This is a genomic window from Achromobacter sp. E1, from assembly GCF_037039475.1.
In the GTDB taxonomy this organism is placed as follows: domain Bacteria; phylum Pseudomonadota; class Gammaproteobacteria; order Burkholderiales; family Burkholderiaceae_B; genus Achromobacter; species Achromobacter mucicolens.
In genome coordinates this window covers 4026046-4044361 of the sequence record NZ_CP146253.1, presented here as the reverse complement: position 1 = coordinate 4044361, position 18316 = coordinate 4026046, and the positions used below count along the sequence as shown (strand labels likewise).

Genomic DNA, 18316 nt, shown 5'->3' with positions numbered 1-18316 from the left:
GAGGCCTTGCTCATCCCGACCCTCTGACGCCATGACGCCTGATTCCGAATTCCCGCTTGTGCCCAACGGGCTGCTTTTCGTCGCAACCGACGTCGATCCCGCCGATGAACCCGATTTCAACCGCTGGTACGACCGCGAGCATGTCGAGGAACGCGTGCGGATTCCCGGCTTCCTGTCGGGCGCGCGCTATGTGTCCGTGCAGGGCGGGCGCAAGTATCTGGGCCTGTACCGCACCCAGTCGCTGGGCGCGTTCACCACGGCGGATTACCGCGCCGCGTTCGAGCGCCAGACCGCCTGGTCGGTGGCCAACCTGGACCGCATGCGCGATCCGATGCGCCGCGTGTGCGCGGTGGAAGCGGTGACCGGCGCGGGCAGCGGCAGCCAGCTTGTGGTGCTGCCCTTGCCGGTGGGCTGCGCGGGTGCGCCGGTGGGGCGGGCGCGTAATGCCGGCGCCGAATTGCATGAGGTCGACGGCTTCGTGCGGTCTTGTCTGCTGGTGCCCGACGCGGCGCTCAGCACCCCGCTGCCGCGAGAGTCCGCCAGCGGCCGCGTGCTGTCGCCCCTGTTTGTTGTCGAGGCCAGCACGCCGGCCGCGGCGCGAACCTTGCGCGATGGCGCCGCCGCGGCTTTTGATGCCGATCCCGCCGCGGCGTGGTGGTACGCGCTGGGGTGGAAGCTGGAGGCGGCGGACCTCGCCTAGCGGCTTGCCGCTTGCGGCCCAGCGCGTCAATGCGCCTGCGGATCGAACTTCTTGACCAGCACGGCCCACTTGTCGTGTTCGCTCTTGATGAATGTGGCGAACTGCGCCGGCGTGCCGCCGACCGGCTCGGCGCCTTCACGCAGCATCTGCTCGTTCAAGGCGGGCAGCGTCGCGTTGACTTCGCGGTTGACCAGATCGACCACCTGCTGCGGCGTGCCCTTGGGGGCGAAGAATCCAAACCACGAACCCGCGTCAAAACCCGGATAGCCGGACTCGGCGATGGTCGGCAGCTCGGGCAGGGTGGCGGACCGTTGCTGCGTGCTGACCGCCAGCGCGCGCAGCTTGCCGGCGCGAATGTGCCCGATCACGGACGGAATGGTGGCGAACATGAAGTCGATGCGGCCGGCCAGCAGGTCGTTCACGGCGTCCGCGCCCTTGTACGGCACGTGGGTGGCGTTGACCTTCAGTTCGTCCATCAGCATGTAGCTGGACAGGTGCGACGACGTGCCCACGCCGGTGGAGCTGTAGTTCAGATCGCGCGCGGACTTCACGTATTTCAGAAAGCCCTGGATGTCCTTGGCGGGCGAGGACGGCGGCACGACCAGCACGTTGGGCACGGTCGCGATCTGCACCATCGGCACCAGGTCGGTGAGCGGATCGTAGGACAGCTTGTTCAGCGACGGATTGACGGCGATGGGGCCGACCGAGTTCACGATCAGCGTGTGGCCGTCGGGCGCGGCGCGCACCACGTACTCGGTGCCGATGTTGCCGCCCGCGCCGGGTTTGTTTTCCACGACGAAGGGCTGGCCCAGCTTCTGCGTGAGCGTGTTCGTGACGCTGCGGGTGAGCGTGTCGGTGGTCCCGCCGGGCGAGAAGGCCACGATGACCTTGACCGGCCGGTCGGGATAGCCGGCGGCGATGGCGGCGGGCGCGGTACAGGCGCCCGCCAGCGCCGCGCAAGCGAGCAGGGCTTGGGCAGTTTTCATGATGTCTCCTCGCGTGGTCGTTGTCGTGTGATGAGGGCCCCGTGCCGCCACGCCGGCCGGGACGCTGAAAAATCGGAAGGTCAGTCGCGGTAGCCGGGATCGATCCGGTCCAGCTTGCGCAAGAGCGCGGGCCACTCCATGACGCCGTAGGGGCGGCGGGTGCCAGGCTGGTAGTTGTTCCAGGTTTCTTCCAGCACCGGTTGCGGCACGGGCTGAAGCCGAGCGCCCGTTGCCATGGCCGCCAGTTGCGAACGGCAGGCCAGTTCCAGGCGGTGCATCCAGTTGAAGGCCTCGCCCACGGTGCGGCCCACGGTCAGCGCGCCGTGATTGCGCAGGATCAGCGCCTCGCCGTGGCCCAGATCGGCCAGCAGCGAGGCCTGTTCGTCGGTGCCCAGCACCACGCCCTGGTAATCGTGGTAGCCGATCTTCAGAAAGCGCATGGCGGTCTGCGTCAGCGGCAACAGGCCGCATTCCAGCGACGACACGGCCATCGACGCCCAACTGTGGGTGTGGATGACGCAGTCCACCTCGTGGCGGTGGGCATGCACCGCGCTGTGGATTACATAGCCGGCCTTGTTGATGCCGTAGTTCAGATCGCCGAAGTCGGGCTTGGACAGGATGGTGCCGTCCAGGTCGACCTTGATGAGGCTGGACGCCGTGATCTCCTCATACATCATGCCGTAGGGGTTGATGAGGAACGCGTTGTCCTCGCCGGGCACGCGGGCTGAGATGTGGTTGGCCATCATGTCGGCCATGCCGTAGAGCTCGACCAGCCGGTAACAGGCCGCCAGGTCCACGCGGGCTTGCCACTCGGCGTCGGAGCAGTGGGGGCGCATGGAGGAAATGCCCAGCCGGCCGGGGCGATTCGGAGTAGTGGTCATCGGATTTCGTGAAGGTAAATCGTCGCGACACGCTGCCGCGACTTGATGTGGATCAATTTATCTTCAAGAAAACCGACCGCCTAGGGATCCTAAGCGTATGGGGGCATCACGAATCGAGAAGGGTGGCGCCTGGCCAGCCGCCGCGCCGGACCAGGGCGCGCATGGCGTCCAGCAGCACCACGCGCGCGGCCAGGGCCGCGGGCGAGAGCTCGTCGTCGCTGATGCAGTAGATCTGATTGCGGCGAAAGAGATACGGGTCGTCGATGGGGTGCATGCTGAGCAGCCCGGTTTCGACGCGGGCCACGGCAGCGCCGGGCTGGATCGTCGCGATCGGATGGGCTTGCACCAGGTCCATCAGCGTGGTCAGGCCGTCGACCTCGACGCCGATCCAGGGCTCGATGCTGGCCCGCTCGAAAGCCGCCTCGACCCACGCGCGCAGCCCGTGCGCCTTGCTGGTGACGGCAAGCGGCAGCCCCGCCAGATCGGCCATGCGGACGGGTTCGCCATCGGGGCGCTCAATCATGCCGCGCGGGGCCAGCAGGAACAGGCGTTCGTCCAGCACCGGCACCACGCTGCGGCCTTGCGCGCTGTCGTTCTGAAACAGGACGGCCAGATCCAGCCGGCGGGCGTTGAGCAGGTCGCCCAGGTTGCCCGACAGGCCCTCGACCAGATGCAGGCGCACGTTGGGATAGCGCTCGGTCATGGCGGCATAGAACGGACGCGCCAGCAGCGACGCGGTGGTGGGCGCGAAACCAACGCTGACCGTGCCGGCCAACCGCGCCTCGCGCGCGGCCGCGACGGCACTTTCCGCGTGCCGCAGTGTCAACTGCGCCTGCCGCAGGAAAGCCGCGCCGGCGGGCGTGGTGGTCACGCCCGTGGTGCTGCGCGTGAGCAGCCGCGTGGCCAGCTCGCTTTCCAGCCGGCTGATCTGCTGGCTGAGCGCCGAGGCCACCACGCCCAGGTCTCGCGCGGCCCGGCCAATGCTGCCCAGTTCGGCGACGCGGACAAAGTAACGGAGTTGGCGCAATTCCATGGGGCGAATTCCAGAGTGAAAAAGCAGGGCCGGCAAGACCATTTGCGGCCTGCCGCAGCATACTTTTTTTGTTCAAAAAGTTGTCAGCTATCTGAACAGGGCCTGAATAACAAACGAAAATTGTTTACACTCGCATCCACAAAATTCAAGCTGGAACGGTCCGCCGCGGGGGCGAGCCGTCCGGATTACGGGAGAGATTCGATGCGCAAGTTGCTTTTGGGGGCGGTGCTGGCTGCTGCGGTGTATGGCGGAACGGCGATGGCCGCCGTCGAACCCAAGGCCGTGGTCGCCACGTATTCCGATCTGGCGCTGGCCGGCTACGAGGATTCGCTGACGGCAGCCAAGAAGCTGCGCGAGGCCATCAATGCGCTGGTCGCCAAGCCCAGCGCCGACACCCTGAAGGCCGCGCGCGAAGCGTGGATCGTGGCGCGCGTGCCCTACCAGCAGACCGAGGCCTACCGTTTCGGCAACCCCATCGTCGACGACTGGGAAGGCCGCGTGAACGCTTGGCCGCTGGATGAAGGCCTGATCGACTATGTCGACGCGTCCTACGGCACCGAAAACGACGAGAACGCCTTCTACGCCGTCAACGTCATCGCCAATTCCAAGATCTCGGTGGGCGGCAAGACGGTCGACGTCAGCAAGATCACGCCCGAACTGCTGTCCGAAGTGCTGCACGAGGCCGACGGCAACGAAGCCAACGTGGCCACGGGTTATCACGCGATCGAATTCCTGCTGTGGGGCCAGGACCTGAACGGCACCGGCGCCGCGCCCAAGGACCGCAAGGGCACGCCGCAGGAGCGCCATTCCGGCAACCGCCCGCACACCGACTTCGATCCCAAGCAGTGCACCGGCGGACACTGCGAACGCCGCATCGAATTCCTGAAGGCCGTGACGGACCTGCTGGTGACCGACCTGGAAGAAATGGTGGGCAACTGGAAGAAGGACGGCGCCGCGCGCAAGGCCGTAGAAGAGGATCCGAAGGCGGGCCTGATCGCCATGCTGACCGGGCTGGGCAGCCTGTCGTACGGCGAACTGGCGGGCGAGCGCATGAAGCTGGGCCTGATGCTGCACGATCCCGAGGAAGAGCACGATTGCTTCTCGGACAACACGCACAACTCGCACTATTACGACCAGATCGGCATCCGCAATGTCTATCTGGGTTCGTACACCCGCATCGACGGCAAGACCGTGTCGGGCGCGAGCCTGTCGGAACTGGTCAAGGCCAAGGATCCCAAGCTGGACGCCGAGGTGCGCGCCAAGCTGGACGCCACGGTCGCGGCCATGCAGGCCATGAAGACCCGCGCCGAGACGGTCGAGACCTATGACCAGATGATCGCCGATGGCAACAAGGAGGGCAACGCGGTGGTGCAGGCAGCCATCGACAGCCTGGTGGCGCAGACTCGCAGCCTGGAGCGCGTGATTACGTTGCTGGAACTGGGCAAGGTGGCCATCGAAGGTTCCGACAGCCTGGACAAACCTGACGCCGTATTCAAGTGAAACTCGTATTAGCCGCCGTACTGGCGGCGTCGGCCCATGCCGGCGCCGCCGCCGCGCCCGCCGCTTCCGGCGGGCGTGACGACCTGACGCCCGAAGACCAGAAGCGCGTCACCGCCATCACGGCGCCCACGCAGGATTTCTCGAAGATCGAATCGTTCGAGACCATGCAGGCCGGCGCCGCCACCACCAACAAGCTCATCAACGCCGACATCTTTTCGCAGCCGTCGGCCAACATGAGCTTTGAAGGCCGCCAGGAATTCCAGGTCGGCAACGGCCTGTTCCGCAAGGACTGGGTGTCCGCGCCCGCGTCCACGCAGGCGTCCGACGGCCTGGGACCGCTCTTCAACGCACGCTCCTGTCAGGCCTGTCACACCAAGGACGGCCGCGGCACGGTGCCGGGCTTCGATCCGCTGGAACGCACCGACGCCGTCGCCTTGCTGCTGCGCCTGGCCGTGCCGCAAGGCGCGGACCGGGGGCATCCCAAGCTGGGCGCCGGCGAGATCGCGGCCTTGCCGGAACCCGTCTACGGCGTGCAGCTTCAGAATTTCGCGGTCGCGGGCCTGCCCGCCGAAGGCCGCATGGAGATCGAGTACGAACCCGTGCCGGTCGCGCTGCGCGGCGGCGAGACCGCAACGCTGATGAAGCCTACCTACCGCATCGAGAACCTGGGCTACGGGCCCATGCGCGCGGACACGCAGATCTCGCCGCGGCTGGCGCCGCCGATGATCGGCCTGGGCCTGCTGGAATCGATCCACGAGGCCGACATCCTGGCCAACATCGGCGCGGACAAGCGCGACGGCATCGTCGGCAAGGCCAACTGGGTCACCGACGCGCGCACCGGCGCGCGGGCGCTGGGCCGCTTCAACCTGAAAGCCGGACAGCCGACGGTCGAGCAGCAAAGCGCCGCGGCGTTCTCCAACGACATGGGCCTGTCCACGCCGATGTTCCCCAAGCATTCCGGCGACTGCACCGCTGCGCAGCCGCAATGCCTGGACATGCCGCATGGCGCGCAGCCGCGCTTCGGGGCGGAGGAAGTGCCGGCCAAGCTGATGGACTTCATCACCACCTATTCGACGAACCTGGCGGTGCCGCAGCGGCGCGATGCGGACGACGCGCGCGTGCTGGCCGGCAAGAAGCTCTTCTACGAGGCCAATTGCGTGGCCTGCCACGTGCCCAAGTACGTGACCAGCCGCAATGCCAAGCAGCCGGAACACCGCTTCCAGCTCATCTGGCCGTACACCGACATGCTGGTGCACGACATGGGCGACGACCTTGCCGACGGCGTGAGCGACGGCATGGCCACCGGCCGCGAATGGCGCACGCCGCCGCTGTGGGGCATCGGCCTGACCAAGACCGTCAATCCCAACGCCACCTGGCTGCATGACGGGCGCGCCCGCACGCTGCTGGAAGCCGTGCTGTGGCATGGCGGCGCGGCCAAGCCTGCGCGCGACCGCGTCTTGAACATGACACCCGACGAACGCGCGGACCTGATCCGCTTCCTGGAGTCGCTGTGATGGCCCGTTCTGTCCGCCTTCCGTTCAAGCGCGCCGCGGCTGTGGCGCTGATGCTGGCGGCACCGCTGTCTGCGCCGATTGCCGCGCAGGCCGCCTTGCCCGCCGACCTGGGTGAACGCCTGGCGCGCGATTACGCGCGGCCCGCGGTGGCCAAGATGACGGACGCCGCCGCGGCCCTGGAAGGGGCGCTGGGCGGCTGGTGCGCCAAGCCTGACGCGGCAGGCGCCAAGCGCGTCGGCGATGCCTTCGGCACGCTGGCGCACGCGTGGTCCGGTGTCGAGATCCTGCGCTTCGGCCCGCTGGTGCAGGCCAACCGCTTCGAACGGCTGGCGTTCTGGCCCGATACGCGTGGCGTGATGCCCCGCCAGGTGCAGGCGCTGATCGCGGCCAAGGACGACGCGCTGCTCCAGCCCGGCGCGCTGGCCGGACGCAGCGTGGCGGTGCAAGGCCTGCCCGCGCTGGAATATGTGCTCTATGGCGAACCGGATCTGCTCAAGCAGACCGGCGCGCCCGGTTTTGCCTACGCCTGCGGATATGCCACGGCCATCGCGTCCAACGTGGCGAGCATCTCGCGCGATGTGGGCGAGGCCTGGAGCCCGCAGGGCGCGTTCGGCCGCCAGTTCGCCGCGCCCAAGCCGGGCAACGACCTGTACCGCAGTTCGCAGGAGGTGGCGGCCGAGGCCATGAAGGCCTTGTCGACCGGACTGCAGTTCGCGCGCGACGTCAAGATCGAACCGGTGCTGGGCGATTCGGCGCAGGCCGCGCGGCCCAAGCGGGCGGCGTTCTGGCGCAGCAATCTGTCGACCAGCCTCCTGGCCGCCAACGTGGACGCGCTCAAGGCGTTCTATGTGGCGGGCGCGTACCCGCTGCCGGCGGGCGAGGGCTGGATGGATGCGTCGGTGCGGGGCGAGTTGTCCAGCGCGGCGCAGACGCTGCGCGATGTGGCGGTTCCGCTGGATGCGGCGCTGGCCAGTGAAGAGGGACGCCGTCTGCTCATGCTGGCATCGCTGACGCTCAAGAACGCCAAGGCCATCGTTGACGAGAATCTGGCGCCTGCGCTGGGCGTGACCATCGGGTTCAATGCGCTCGATGGTGATTGACCGGCGCCGGTTCCTGGCGCTGGCCGCCGCGCTGGGCTTGCCGCCCGCCGCCGCGCGCGCCGCAATGCCGGCCGGTGGCGGGCCGCTGTACCTGACCGCGCGCAAGCGCGGCGGGCGCGACGAGGCCGTGGTGCTGGACGAGACCGGCCGCGACCGCCTGGCCATCCCGATGCCTGCCCGCGGGCACAGTTTTGCGATCGATGGCGCCGCGGGGCGCGCGGTCGTATTCGGCCGCCAGCCGGGCTTTTTCGCGCTGGGGTTTTCGCTGGCCGGGGGCGAGCCGGTGGCGCTGGCGCTGCCCGACGACCGCCACTTCTTCGGCCACGGCGCGTTCGTGCAAGGCGGGCGGCTTCTGGCCGCCACGGAAAATGACTTCGAGGCCGGCCGCGGCGTGCTGGGTCTGTACGACGCCACGCCGGGCGGCGATTACCGGCGCGTGGGCGAGTTCGACGCCGGCGGCATCGGTCCGCACGAAGTCGTGCTGCTGCCTGACGGCAAGACGCTATGCGTGGCCAATGGCGGCATCCTGACGCATCCGGACTACGGCAAGCTGGAATTGAACCTGGGCACCATGCGGCCGTCGCTCGCGTATATCGACGCGGCCACCGGCCAGCTGCTGGAAAAGGTGGAGCTCGCGCCTTCGCTGCATCGGCTGTCGATCCGGCATCTGGCGCTGGCGGCCGATGGCGCGGTGTGGTTCGGTTGCCAATACATGGGGCCGGCGGCCGACCGGCCCGCGCTGGTCGGACGGCACCGCCGCGGCGCGGCGCTTGAACTGTTCGAAGGACCGCCCGAGACGCTGCGCAACATGCGCAACTACGTCGGTTCCGTCGCGGTCGATGCCGCAGGCGGCATCGTGGCCACGTCCAGCCCGGTTGGCGGGCAGGTGATCTACTGGGATGCCGCCAGCGGCAAGTGCCTGGGGACCACCGCGCTTGCCGACGGCTGCGGCGTCGCGCCCGCCGCGCAAGCGGGCTTTCTGGTCACGAGCGGACTGGGCGCGATGATCCGCACGGACGCTCAAGGCAAGGAAAAGCCGGTCCTGCCGCCGTCGCGCGATGTCTCCTGGGACAACCACTTTCGCATCGTGCCTGCGTAACGCGGCTTTGCCTGCCGGCGCCGGAAGACCTATGCTGCAGGTCGGTTCTCTTTACAAAGCCTGACACTCCCGCCAGGCGCCGCGCCGTTTTGCGCAAGCCGCTTCTGATACATTCTTCCGTCGATTTTTTTTCGCAGGAGGTTCCTCCATGGATGAGGCCGTAAAAGAGTTCTATCTGTGGGCGCCCAGGCTGATGGACATGGGCATCAATCTGCTGGTTGCCTTGCTAATCCTGGGCATCGGCTGGTGGGTGTCGTCGTTGCTGGGCGGTTGGGTCCGCCGCGCCGCCACGCGGTCGCCCAAGATCGATCCCACGATCGTTCCCATGTTCTCCACGACCGTGATCTGGGCGGTACGCATCTTCACGGTGATCGCGGTGCTGGCGCGCTTTGGCGTGCAGACGGCCAGCCTGATCGCGGTGCTGGGCGCCGCCGGTCTTGCCGTCGGTCTGGCCTTGCAGGGCACGCTGCAGAACATCGCGGCCGGCATCATGCTGCTGATCCTGCGCCCCATCCGCGCCGGCGAATACATCGCCCTCGGTTCGGGCGCCGACGGCACGGTCGAGGAGGTGGGCCTGTTTCTCACGCGTCTCGTGCAGGGCGATGGCATTCATCTCACGCTGCCCAACAGCACGGTATGGAACGCCACCATCACCAACTACAGCCGCAACAAGACGCGCCGCCTGGATATCCCCGTGCCGGTGCGTTATGGCGACGATCTGGATGCGGTGGTCGCCAAGCTGCAGCAGATCGTGGATGCGCGTCCCGATGCGTTGAAGGATCCGGCGCCGCAGGTCAAGGTGTTCGACTACAAGGAAAACGGCGTCACCGTGAACGTGCGCGTGTGGGCCGAGTCGGGCAAGTACTGGGAATTGCGCTGGAGCCTGTACCAGGAAATCCGCCGCGCGCTCGAAGAGGCCGGTTTCCAGGCCCCGATCCCGCTGCGCGAGATCCAGAATCCCAAGACCGGCGCCGCGGCTTCCTGAACGGGACACGCAGGGCGTCAGGCATGAAAATGGGAGCCTCTCGGGGCTCCCATTTTTTTACGTCGCAGCATTGTGGCTTTCTTCAGTGCATGAACGCGACGCGGCCGATCCCCGGTTCAGGCCGGCATCGCCAGCCTGGCCAGTTCCGTCTTGATCCAGCCCGCGATCTCGCGCTGGCGCTGCGCGGGCATGCGGTCGATGATGGCCGTGACGCTGACCGCCAACAGGGGCGCGCCCTGCGCGTCCAGCAGCGCGCAACCCACGCCCAGGGCGCCGCGTACCGCATGGTTGCCCACCACCGAATAGCCGCGCGCACGAGTGTTTTCGATGAGGCGGAACATCTCTTGCGGCGTCATGCCGCCGTACTCGTCCAGCCTGCCGGAGTTGCGCTCGACGATGCCGCGCGCCACGTCGTCGGGCAGGGCGGCCAGCAGCGCCATGCCGCCCGATCCCACGCCCAGCGGCTGGCGCTTGCCCGCGTATGTGGCCAGGATCTGCACGGGATAGCTGCCGATCTCGCGATGCAGGCTGATGGAATCGTCTTCTTCGCGCACCACCAGGAACACGGCGTCACCGGTGCGGTCGGCCAGGCGGCGCAGCACGGGCAGCAACTGTCGCACGCGCGGGTCGCGCGAACGTGTGTCCGGGTCGACGGCGAGCTGGGCGCGGTACTTCTTGGTGCCCGTGACCGGCAACACCAGGCCGGCGTCCAGCAGCGCTGCCAGCAACCGATAGATGGTGGGACGCTGAATGCCGGTCAACCGGGCAATGTCGGTCACGCTCAGGCCGTCCGGGCCTTGGTCACGCAGGGCGGCCAGCACGGCCAAACCACGGCGTAGCGTGCGTGGGCCGGCGGACGCGGCATCGCTGTCTTGCATGCAAATCTCTGAAAACTAAGGGTTATCGACGAACGGACAAGGGAAAACCATTGTCCGTAGGGTGGACTCTACCTTGATGCCATCCGCATGTATAGCGCAGAATGCGTTCATCCAATAATTCAAATCGTCCATCTAATGGACAGTACCTGCACGGAGACACTATGACTACAGGTCACAAGCCTGGCATGCGGCGTCTGGCCGCCACCCTTCTGGCCACCGCCGCAAGCGCTTTTGCAATGGGTTCCGCCCACGCTGCCTATCCCGACAAGCCCGTCCGTATCGTGGTCGGTTTCTCGGCCGGCGGCACCACCGACGTGATCGCCCGGATCATGGCCAAGGAATTGACCGAGACGCTCGGCCAGTCGTTCGTGGTTGAAAACAAGCCGGGTGCTGGCAGCAATATCGCCACCGACCAGGTCATGCGAGCCACGCCCGACGGCTACACGCTGCTGTTCGTGGCGGTGACCAGCGCGATCAACCAGACCCTGTACAAGAACGTCTCGTTCGACCTGACGAAGGACTTCGCACCGGTCGCCCTGGGCGCCAAGGTGCCGAACATCCTGGTGGTCAATCCCCAGGTGCCGGTCAAGTCCGTGAAGGAATTGGTCGACTACGCCAAGAAGAATCCGGGCAAGCTGGCTTTCGCCTCGTCCGGCAGCGGCACCTCCATCCACATGGCGGGCGAGCTGTTCAAGATGAAGGCGGGCATCGACGTCCTGCACGTGCCGTACAAGGGCAGCGCCCCGGCCATGACCGACCTGATCGGCGGCCAGGTGCAATTCATGTTCGACAACATGCCGTCGGCCTGGCCGCACGCCCAGTCGGGCAAGCTGAACGCGCTGGCCGTGACCACCCGTGAGCGCTCCAAGAGCGCGCCGGACCTGCCGACCATGCAGGAATCGGGCTTTGCGGACTTCGACGTGTCGTCCTGGTTCGGCCTGCTGGCCCCGGCCGGCACGCCGCCGGAAGTGATCAACAAGCTCAACGCCGCCATGCAGCAGGCGCTGGACAAGCCCGCCGTGCAGACCAGCTTTGAAAAGCTGGGCGCCGTGGGCGTGAAGACCACGCCGGCCGAATTCGGCCAGTTCATCAAGTCGGAAGTCGACGGCTGGGCCCCCGTGGTCAAGGCCTCGGGCGCCAAGGTGGACTGATCGGCATGACCGCCGGCGAGCTGCCGGCGGACGGGCCAAACAAGAAGGGACGGGCAATGCCCGTCCCTTTTTTATCCGTGCATTCGGCAATGCCGTTGCCGGCCTGCCGGTTTGGGCCGCTATTTCTTCTTGACCGCGTTCAGCATCGCCGTGCAGACGCCGCGCATCATGTCCACCTCGTCGCGGGTGAGCGACAGGCGCGAATACAGATGGCGCATGCGCGGCATCAGCTTCTTGGGATGGGCGGGGTCCAGGAATTGGACGCCGACCAGCGCTTCTTCCCAGTGGGCCAGAAAGGCCTGGACCGCCTCGCTGGAGGCCGGGGCCGCGCCGCGCGCGGGCTCCTGGGCGGTGGAACGGGGCAGCAGCTCGGCCCCCTGGTCCACCAGCAGGGCGTAACGCAGCTCCCAGGCGGCCAATTGCAGCGCCTGGGCGACGTTCAGCGAGCTGTACTCGGGATTGGCCGGGATATGGCAGATACGGTGGCACAGCGCGATCTGCGCGTTCGTCAGGCCGGCGCGCTCGGTGCCCAGCACCACGGCAGCCACGCCCTCGGCCGTGTCCGCCAGATGCGCGCAGGCCAGGTCGGCCGCCTGCCGGATGTCGCAAGGCGGAGGGCCCAGGTCCCGGACCCGGGCAGTCAGCGCAAACGCCAGCGTGACGGGCGCCAGGGCTTCTTCCAGCGTCGGGTAGATGCGGGCGTTTTCAAGCACGTCCAGCGCGCCGCTGGCCAGCGCCACCGCCTCCGGCTGGCTTGTTACATCCGGGAATTTGGGGTCCACCAGGACCAGTTCCGAGAAGCCCATTGTCTTGATTGCGCGGGCCGCGGAACCGACGTTTCCGGGGTGGCTGGGGTTCACCATTACGAAGCGAACACGTGAAAATGCTTGAGTCATTTAAAATGGCACGTTTGGCTTCGTGCCTTCCTGGTTTTTTGGGTCGATTTCCCCGTGGGGGCGACGGCGCGGCGGGGGGCGGCAAGCGGCCTATCATCAAGCCAACTCATCGCATACGTACGGAATTTTATGCACCCGATGCTCAACATCGCCATCAAGGCGGCCCGGCGTGCCGGCACCATTATCAACCGTGCCAGCATGGATTTGGAACGACTCAGCGTGGCTCGCAAGGGTCCGCGCGATTATGTCACGGAAGTCGATCGGGCCGCCGAAGAGTCCATCGTCGAAACGCTGCACGCGGCCTATCCGGACCACGCCGTTCTGGGCGAGGAGTTCGGCCTGCAGGGTCCTGACCAGGCGGAATTCCAATGGATCATCGATCCGCTGGACGGCACCACGAACTTCATCCACGGCCTGCCCAACTACGCCGTGTCGATCGCGCTGACGCAGCGCGGCCAAGTCACGCAAGCGGTCATCTATGATCCCTCGCGCAACGAACTCTTCACGGCCAGCCGCGGCAGCGGCACGTTCCTGAACGACCGCCGCGTGCGCGTGTCAGGCCGCACCCGCTACCACGACGCGCTCTTGGGCGCGCACTGGCCCAACGCCGGCGACCCCGAACAGGGTTCGCAGCGTTTCCGCCAGATGGCCGAAGGCGCCACGGGCGTGCGCCGCCTGGGTTCCACCGTGCTGGATCTGGCCTACGTGGCCGCCGGCCGCCTGGACGGCTTCTGCGGCGTGGGTCTGAAGCCCTGGGATCTGGCCGCGGGCAGCCTGATGGTCCTGGAAGCCGGCGGCCTGGTCGCCGATTTCGACGGCGAACAAGGCTGGATGGACAGCGGCAACGTGCTGGCCGCCAGCCCCAAGATCTTCACGCAGATGCTTGCCACGCTGAACCCGCCGTCCGCCGCCTGATCGGCGCGGCACAAAGAAAAACCGGCCCTCGTGGCCGGTTTTCTTTTTATCAGACGGGGCGATCAGGCGTCGCCGGTCTGCGTAATCAGCTGCCCGTCCGGCAGCACCATCCACGCTTGCACACCCAGGCGGCGCACCAGTTGCGCGGCGCGGTACAGCGGCATGTTCGAGAACGCGGTCGACAACGCATCGGCCGCGGTTGCCGTGGACGCCATGACCGACACGCTGCGGTACAGCGGCCGCGCCCGGCCGCTTTGCGGATCGAAGAGATGCGAATACCGCCCCTCGGCATCGAACGGCGTGCCGTAGCCGCCGGACGTGGCAAGCGCCTGGTTGCTGATCGGCACCTGCGTCAGAATCTGTTCCGGGGACAACGGGTCGGCCAGCCCGACGCGCCAGCCCGTTGCGCCGGCCGATGCATCCAGACCGCGGATTTCGCCCATATCGACCAGCGCGCGCTCCAGCCCGGCATGGCGAAGCAGGTCCGTCACGCGGTCAGTGATGTAGCCCTGGGCGATGCCGTTCAGCGTAAGCGCCATGCCCGGCTGCAGGCCGATGCGTTGCGGGTCGATCTCGATGCCTTGGTACGAGACGCGCTGCAGGGCCGCTGCGATGTCGGCCTGCGCCGGCCCACCCACCGATGCCCCCGGCCGCGCGAAGTGATCGGCGTACATACGCCACAACGGCTGCACGGAGGGATCGAAGAGGCCGCCGGTCAGTTCGGCGTAGTGCCGGCTTTCGCTCAGCAGCCGGACAAGATCGGACGGCGGATCGGCCAGATACCCCTGGCGGTTCAGGACCGACAGCGCGCTGTCGTCGCGATACAGGCTGAATACCCCTTCCAGCCGCCGAAGTTCTTGCAGCGCCTGTTCGATCAGCCGTTCGGCCGCCTGGCGGTCGGGATGGTACAGCCGCAATTCCGCATCGGCGCCCAGCGCCACGCCTTGCCAGCGCGTGGGTGCGATGGCCGCTTGCGCGCGGCGCCATAAGCTGGGGGCGAGGGCCAGCGCGGATGACGCGGCGACGATACCGAGGAAGCGGCGGCGGGTGGGACGGTTCATGGCGTTATCTACTGAAAGGGCGCAAGGGGCAGGGACGCTTCGAGGCAGGGCGGCGGCCGATCGCTATTGGGCAAACACGTAGTCCTCGGGCACGTCGGCAAAGCGCACAACGCGGCCGCCGTGGGTCTGGGCGAAGGCAAGCGCCCGGGTTTGATCCGAAAACGGCATGGCGTCTTCGGCGCCCATGCCGCCAAGAAAGCTGGAACCAATGACATAGAACGCCTCGCGGGCGTCCACCCAGGCTTTCGGGTCGGCGGCGCCGTCGGGCCCCGCGGCCGCCATGTCGTTGACGTAGATGGCGGCAAGCCCCTTGGGTTCCTCGGGCAGCCGGGTGTAGGCAAAGACCTGTTTGATCGACGAGAACCACACGGGCGCCGCGCGGCCCTTGACGAATATCTGGCCCTTCGGCCCCGCATGGTCCTTGAGCATCATCCCGCAGTAGTGGCCGACGGCGTCGGCGGACACCGCCTGGGGCGCGGGCGGCGGCGCGGCGGGTTCGTCGCCGCCGCAGGCCGAAAGCGCCAGCATGATGGCCGAGAAGGCCGTCACTGCGGCCCAACGTTGCAGTGTCATAGCTGTTTCCTCCGGAAGCAGAAGGCGGCCAGAAGGAACGGCACCGCGATCCACAGCAATTGCGCCGCCACCAGCAGCGGCACGGGCATCTGGGCCTGGTCGCTGACCCCCGCCATGCCCGCGTACATGGAGATGTTTTCGAAGCCCGTCAGGTTCAGCAGGCGGTACACGTCGGACGGGTTGGCCAGCAGCAGCGCGTTGAGCATGCCCGGCGTGACGTGACGGCCCTGGTCCGCCGCCAGCACGCCCAGCAGGCCCATGTCGTAGATGACGACAAAGAACAGCCACACGCCCAGCGCGATGCCCGCGGCGGTCGCGCGTTCGCGCACCAGCGTGCTGATGAGGTAGCCCATCGCCAGAAAGCTCGCGCCCAGCAGCACGCTGGCCCCGATCAGCATGGCAAAGGGCCGCCACGCGCCGGCATCCATGCCGCCAAAGACCCATTGCAGCGCCAGTCCCGCCGACCCGTAGCCCGCGCCGGTGGCAATGGCCAGGATGGCCAGGTGCCCGATGAACTTGCCCATGATGACCTGCCATCGCGACACCGGATAGCTGAGCAGCAGGGCCATGGTGCCGCGGTCGACCTCGCCGACGATTGCGTCATAGGCCAGCAGCATGGCGATGAGCGGCACCAGGAAGATGGACAGGCTGGACAGGCTGACCACCGTGACGGTCAGGGGATCGACCTTGACTGCGCCGGTGGGGGCGCTTCCCAAGAGGCCCAGCGCCAGCGCCAGCGCGGCCAGGAGGACAGAGGTGGCAAGGACCCAGCGGTTGCGCAGGCCGTCGCGGATTTCCTTGCCGATGATTGTGCTTACGGCGTTCATGCGTCTTCCCGTTCAAGCAGGTGGGCGTAGATGTCGTCCAGCCCGGGAACCTGGATGTCCAGGTCGCCGATGGGCGCCCGGATGGCGCCGATGCTGCGGATAGCCTCGACTTTGTCCGATTCGTGGCACAGCCGCTCGTAGCGGCCGGCCTCGACCTGCCGCCAGGCCGATGAGGGCGGGGCGGTCGCATCGTCCGGCCCGAGCGTCACGCTGATGCGGATTGGCAGGCCGGTATCGCGGCGCAACGCGGACATGCCGCCGTCGGCGATCTTCACGCCCGCCTTCATGACGACGATGCGGTCGGCATGGCCAGCCAGTTCCGACAAGGCGTGCGTGCTGAGCAGGATGGTTGCGCCGCTGGCGCGCAATTCATGCACGATCTCGTAGAACTTGAGCCGCGACGCGGGGTCCAGGCCGGTGGTGGGCTCGTCGAACAGCAGGATGCGCGGTTCGCCCAGCAGGGCCTGCGCCAGCGCCAGCCGTTGGCGCATGCCTTTGGAATAACCGCCCACGCGGCGGTGCGCCGCGCCGGAAATGCCCACCTTTTCAAGCAGTTCTGTGTTGCGCGACAAGGGCTGGCGCTTCAAGCGCGCATAGAACGCCAGGGTTTCGGCGCCCGTCATCGCGGGATGCAGAGCCACGGTCTCAGGCAGGTAGCCGATCCGGTCCCGCAGGCGCGCGGCAGCCGGGCTGTGCGCGTCCTGGCCAAACAGCGTGACGCGCCCGTGCGTGGGGCGGATCAGTCCCAGGATCAGCTTGATCAGCGTGCTTTTGCCCGCGCCGTTGTGACCGGCCAGCGCCACGCATTCGCCTTCGCGCAGGTCCAGGTCCAGGACGCTGATGGCCCGGTGGTCGCCATAGTGTTTGCTGACGCCCGAAAGCGTCACCAGTGGATTGCTCATTGGATGTCCTCGGCGCGTTTCGCGCCGGTGTTTGCGCCGCGCGGCCTGGCGGGCTTCATCAGCGGAGCGCTGTCGATCACGCCGCCCGGCAGGATCGCGGGGAACTGCGATTGCGCCCAGCGCACCACCGAGATGGCGGGGCTGTTGAGCAGGATGCGCGCAGCCGGGGCGCGCCACAGCAGCTGGTCCACCACGTCGTTGGGGCGGTAGGCCGTGTCGGCGATGCCGTCGCCGTCCAGGTCGAAGGCGGTGTTGTCGCTCCAGTAGTTGCCGCGGCCGCTGTCCGACCATTCCATCACCCGCGTGCCCACGTACTTGACCTGGTTGCGGTTGTTGATGAAGGCGTTGCCCGAGATGCGGTTGCCTTCGGAACCCGCGGTGAAATGGATGCCAATGTCGCAGTTGGAAAATTGATTGTCCGCGAAGCGGTTCTTGTTGGCGTTGTAGATGAACACGCACTTGGCCGCGCCATCGACGGTGTTGCCCGAGATGTCCGAGTCGTTGGCGTAGTTCATCATCAGGCCCTGCTCGACGTTGTTCATGGCCTCGTTGCCGGTGACGACCAGCCGGTGCGAATACATGATGGCAAAGCCGATGTCGTTGCCGGTGGACACGTTGCCGCTGATCTCGCTGTCGTTCGTGTACATGTAGTGCACGCCGTAGCGCAGGTCGTGGAAGCGGTTGCCGGTGAAGCGGTTCTGCTTGCTGGTGTTCACGAAGATGCCGTCGCGGCCGGCGGAAATGTCGTTGTCCACCACCGCGCTGCCGGGCGTGTTCCACAGGGACACCCCATTGCCGCGCTCGGCCACGCGCAGTTCCTGATTGCCCACGATGCGGTTGCCCCGCACCATCGCATCTTGCGGACCCCACACATACACGCCGAACAGGTTGTCCAGGATGTCGTTGTGCTCCACCGCGGCGCGATGCGCGGTGCGGTCCAGGAAAATGCCCGCGTCCATGGCGGGCAGATCCAGCCCCGAGCGCGTGACGGTCAGATGGCGCAGCGATACGTCCGCCGCTTTGACCCACAGCGTGCGTCCCTGGCGCGTGCCGGCGATGATCGCGGAACGGTCCTGTGGTCCTTCAAGGGTGAGCGGCTTGTCGATGACGACGGCGCCCGCGTAAGACCCCGGCGCCAGGCGCAGCGTGTCGCCCGGTTGCGCCGCGGCGACGGCCTGCGCCAGGTCCGCGCCCGCCGCCACGTCCAGCGTCGCGGCCGCGGCGGCCCCGTGCAGGGCCGGGCCGGAGCCGGCCAGCACGATGCCGGCTCCGGCCCATGCCGCGAGCCGCAAGGTTGCGATGGCAGCCATGGATC

Annotated in this window: 18 protein-coding genes; 8 read left to right on the top strand and 10 right to left on the bottom strand. The window is 67.3% G+C overall.

The window, feature by feature from the left end; translation table 11 throughout:
- Positions 1-31: 31 nt before the first annotated feature.
- The gene (locus V6V88_RS18745; RefSeq protein ID WP_223576298.1) at positions 32-700 is read left to right on the top strand and encodes a DUF4286 family protein; all 669 of its coding nucleotides are present in this window, start codon (positions 32-34) and stop codon (positions 698-700) included.
- 26 nt (positions 701-726) lie between these two features.
- On the opposite strand, the gene V6V88_RS18740 is transcribed toward V6V88_RS18745, so the two are convergent.
- From V6V88_RS18740 to V6V88_RS18730, 3 genes are all read right to left on the bottom strand, one after another.
- Positions 727-1686: a tripartite tricarboxylate transporter substrate binding protein gene (locus V6V88_RS18740; protein ID WP_056323460.1), complete on the bottom strand. Its 960-nt coding sequence runs from the start codon at positions 1684-1686 to the stop codon at positions 727-729.
- A gap of 80 nt (positions 1687-1766) precedes the next feature.
- Positions 1767-2567: a class II aldolase/adducin family protein gene (locus V6V88_RS18735; RefSeq protein ID WP_062839226.1), complete on the bottom strand. Its 801-nt coding sequence runs from the start codon at positions 2565-2567 to the stop codon at positions 1767-1769.
- A 106-nt stretch (positions 2568-2673) separates the two neighbouring features.
- Positions 2674-3600 (bottom strand): LysR family transcriptional regulator, encoded by a 927-nt coding sequence (locus V6V88_RS18730; protein ID WP_338615933.1) that lies wholly within the window; start codon positions 3598-3600, stop codon positions 2674-2676.
- Positions 3601-3801: 201 nt separating this feature from the next.
- On the opposite strand from V6V88_RS18730, the gene V6V88_RS18725 reads away from it, so the two are divergent.
- The 5 genes from V6V88_RS18725 (at position 3802) to V6V88_RS18705 (ending at position 9798) form a co-directional block, all read left to right on the top strand.
- On the top strand, positions 3802-5100 hold the full coding sequence (locus V6V88_RS18725; RefSeq protein ID WP_056323468.1) for an imelysin family protein: 1299 nt from the start codon (positions 3802-3804) through the stop codon (positions 5098-5100).
- Positions 5097-6614, top strand: coding sequence for a di-heme oxidoredictase family protein (locus V6V88_RS18720; RefSeq protein ID WP_223576297.1), 1518 nt, complete (start codon positions 5097-5099; stop codon positions 6612-6614). Before V6V88_RS18725 ends, V6V88_RS18720 begins: the two co-directional genes overlap by 4 nt.
- Positions 6614-7714: an imelysin family protein gene (locus V6V88_RS18715; RefSeq protein WP_223576296.1), complete on the top strand. Its 1101-nt coding sequence runs from the start codon at positions 6614-6616 to the stop codon at positions 7712-7714. The genes V6V88_RS18720 and V6V88_RS18715 overlap by 1 nt, the downstream gene beginning before the upstream one ends.
- Entirely contained in the window at positions 7704-8813 is a 1110-nt protein-coding gene (locus tag V6V88_RS18710; RefSeq protein ID WP_223576530.1) for a DUF1513 domain-containing protein, read from the top strand. The genes V6V88_RS18715 and V6V88_RS18710 overlap by 11 nt, the downstream gene beginning before the upstream one ends.
- Before the next feature lie 148 nt (positions 8814-8961).
- Positions 8962-9798, top strand: coding sequence for a mechanosensitive ion channel domain-containing protein (locus V6V88_RS18705; protein ID WP_338615931.1), 837 nt, complete (start codon positions 8962-8964; stop codon positions 9796-9798).
- 116 nt (positions 9799-9914) lie between these two features.
- Here the strand turns inward: V6V88_RS18705 and V6V88_RS18700 are convergent, their stop codons facing one another.
- Entirely contained in the window at positions 9915-10676 is a 762-nt protein-coding gene (locus V6V88_RS18700) for an IclR family transcriptional regulator C-terminal domain-containing protein (RefSeq protein WP_056323481.1), read from the bottom strand.
- A 185-nt stretch (positions 10677-10861) separates the two neighbouring features.
- Between V6V88_RS18700 and V6V88_RS18695 the strand changes: the two genes are divergently transcribed.
- Entirely contained in the window at positions 10862-11827 is a 966-nt protein-coding gene (locus tag V6V88_RS18695; RefSeq protein WP_223576529.1) for a tripartite tricarboxylate transporter substrate binding protein, read from the top strand.
- A 119-nt stretch (positions 11828-11946) separates the two neighbouring features.
- Here the strand turns inward: V6V88_RS18695 and V6V88_RS18690 are convergent, their stop codons facing one another.
- Positions 11947-12723 carry an RNA methyltransferase gene (locus tag V6V88_RS18690; protein WP_155721790.1) on the bottom strand — a complete coding sequence of 259 codons (777 nt, stop codon included), beginning with the start codon at positions 12721-12723 and terminating at the stop codon, positions 11947-11949.
- Positions 12724-12852: 129 nt separating this feature from the next.
- On the opposite strand from V6V88_RS18690, the gene V6V88_RS18685 reads away from it, so the two are divergent.
- Positions 12853-13638 (top strand): inositol monophosphatase family protein, encoded by a 786-nt coding sequence (locus V6V88_RS18685; protein ID WP_062839217.1) that lies wholly within the window; start codon positions 12853-12855, stop codon positions 13636-13638.
- Between the two features lie 62 nt (positions 13639-13700).
- On the opposite strand, the gene V6V88_RS18680 is transcribed toward V6V88_RS18685, so the two are convergent.
- From V6V88_RS18680 to V6V88_RS18660, 5 genes are all read right to left on the bottom strand, one after another.
- Positions 13701-14699 (bottom strand): FAD:protein FMN transferase, encoded by a 999-nt coding sequence (locus V6V88_RS18680; RefSeq protein WP_062839216.1) that lies wholly within the window; start codon positions 14697-14699, stop codon positions 13701-13703.
- 63 nt (positions 14700-14762) lie between these two features.
- Complete coding sequence (locus tag V6V88_RS18675) at positions 14763-15272, bottom strand: nitrous oxide reductase accessory protein NosL (protein ID WP_056323493.1); 510 nt, start codon at positions 15270-15272, stop codon at positions 14763-14765.
- Complete coding sequence (locus tag V6V88_RS18670; protein ID WP_223576295.1) at positions 15269-16099, bottom strand: ABC transporter permease; 831 nt, start codon at positions 16097-16099, stop codon at positions 15269-15271. The genes V6V88_RS18675 and V6V88_RS18670 overlap by 4 nt, the downstream gene beginning before the upstream one ends.
- A complete protein-coding gene (locus V6V88_RS18665) occupies positions 16096-17001 on the bottom strand; it encodes an ABC transporter ATP-binding protein (protein ID WP_338615928.1) in 906 nt (301 codons plus the stop codon). Before V6V88_RS18665 ends, V6V88_RS18670 begins: the two co-directional genes overlap by 4 nt.
- The gene (locus V6V88_RS18660; RefSeq protein ID WP_223576294.1) at positions 16998-18311 is read right to left on the bottom strand and encodes a nitrous oxide reductase family maturation protein NosD; all 1314 of its coding nucleotides are present in this window, start codon (positions 18309-18311) and stop codon (positions 16998-17000) included. Before V6V88_RS18660 ends, V6V88_RS18665 begins: the two co-directional genes overlap by 4 nt.
- Positions 18312-18316: the final 5 nt, after the last annotated feature.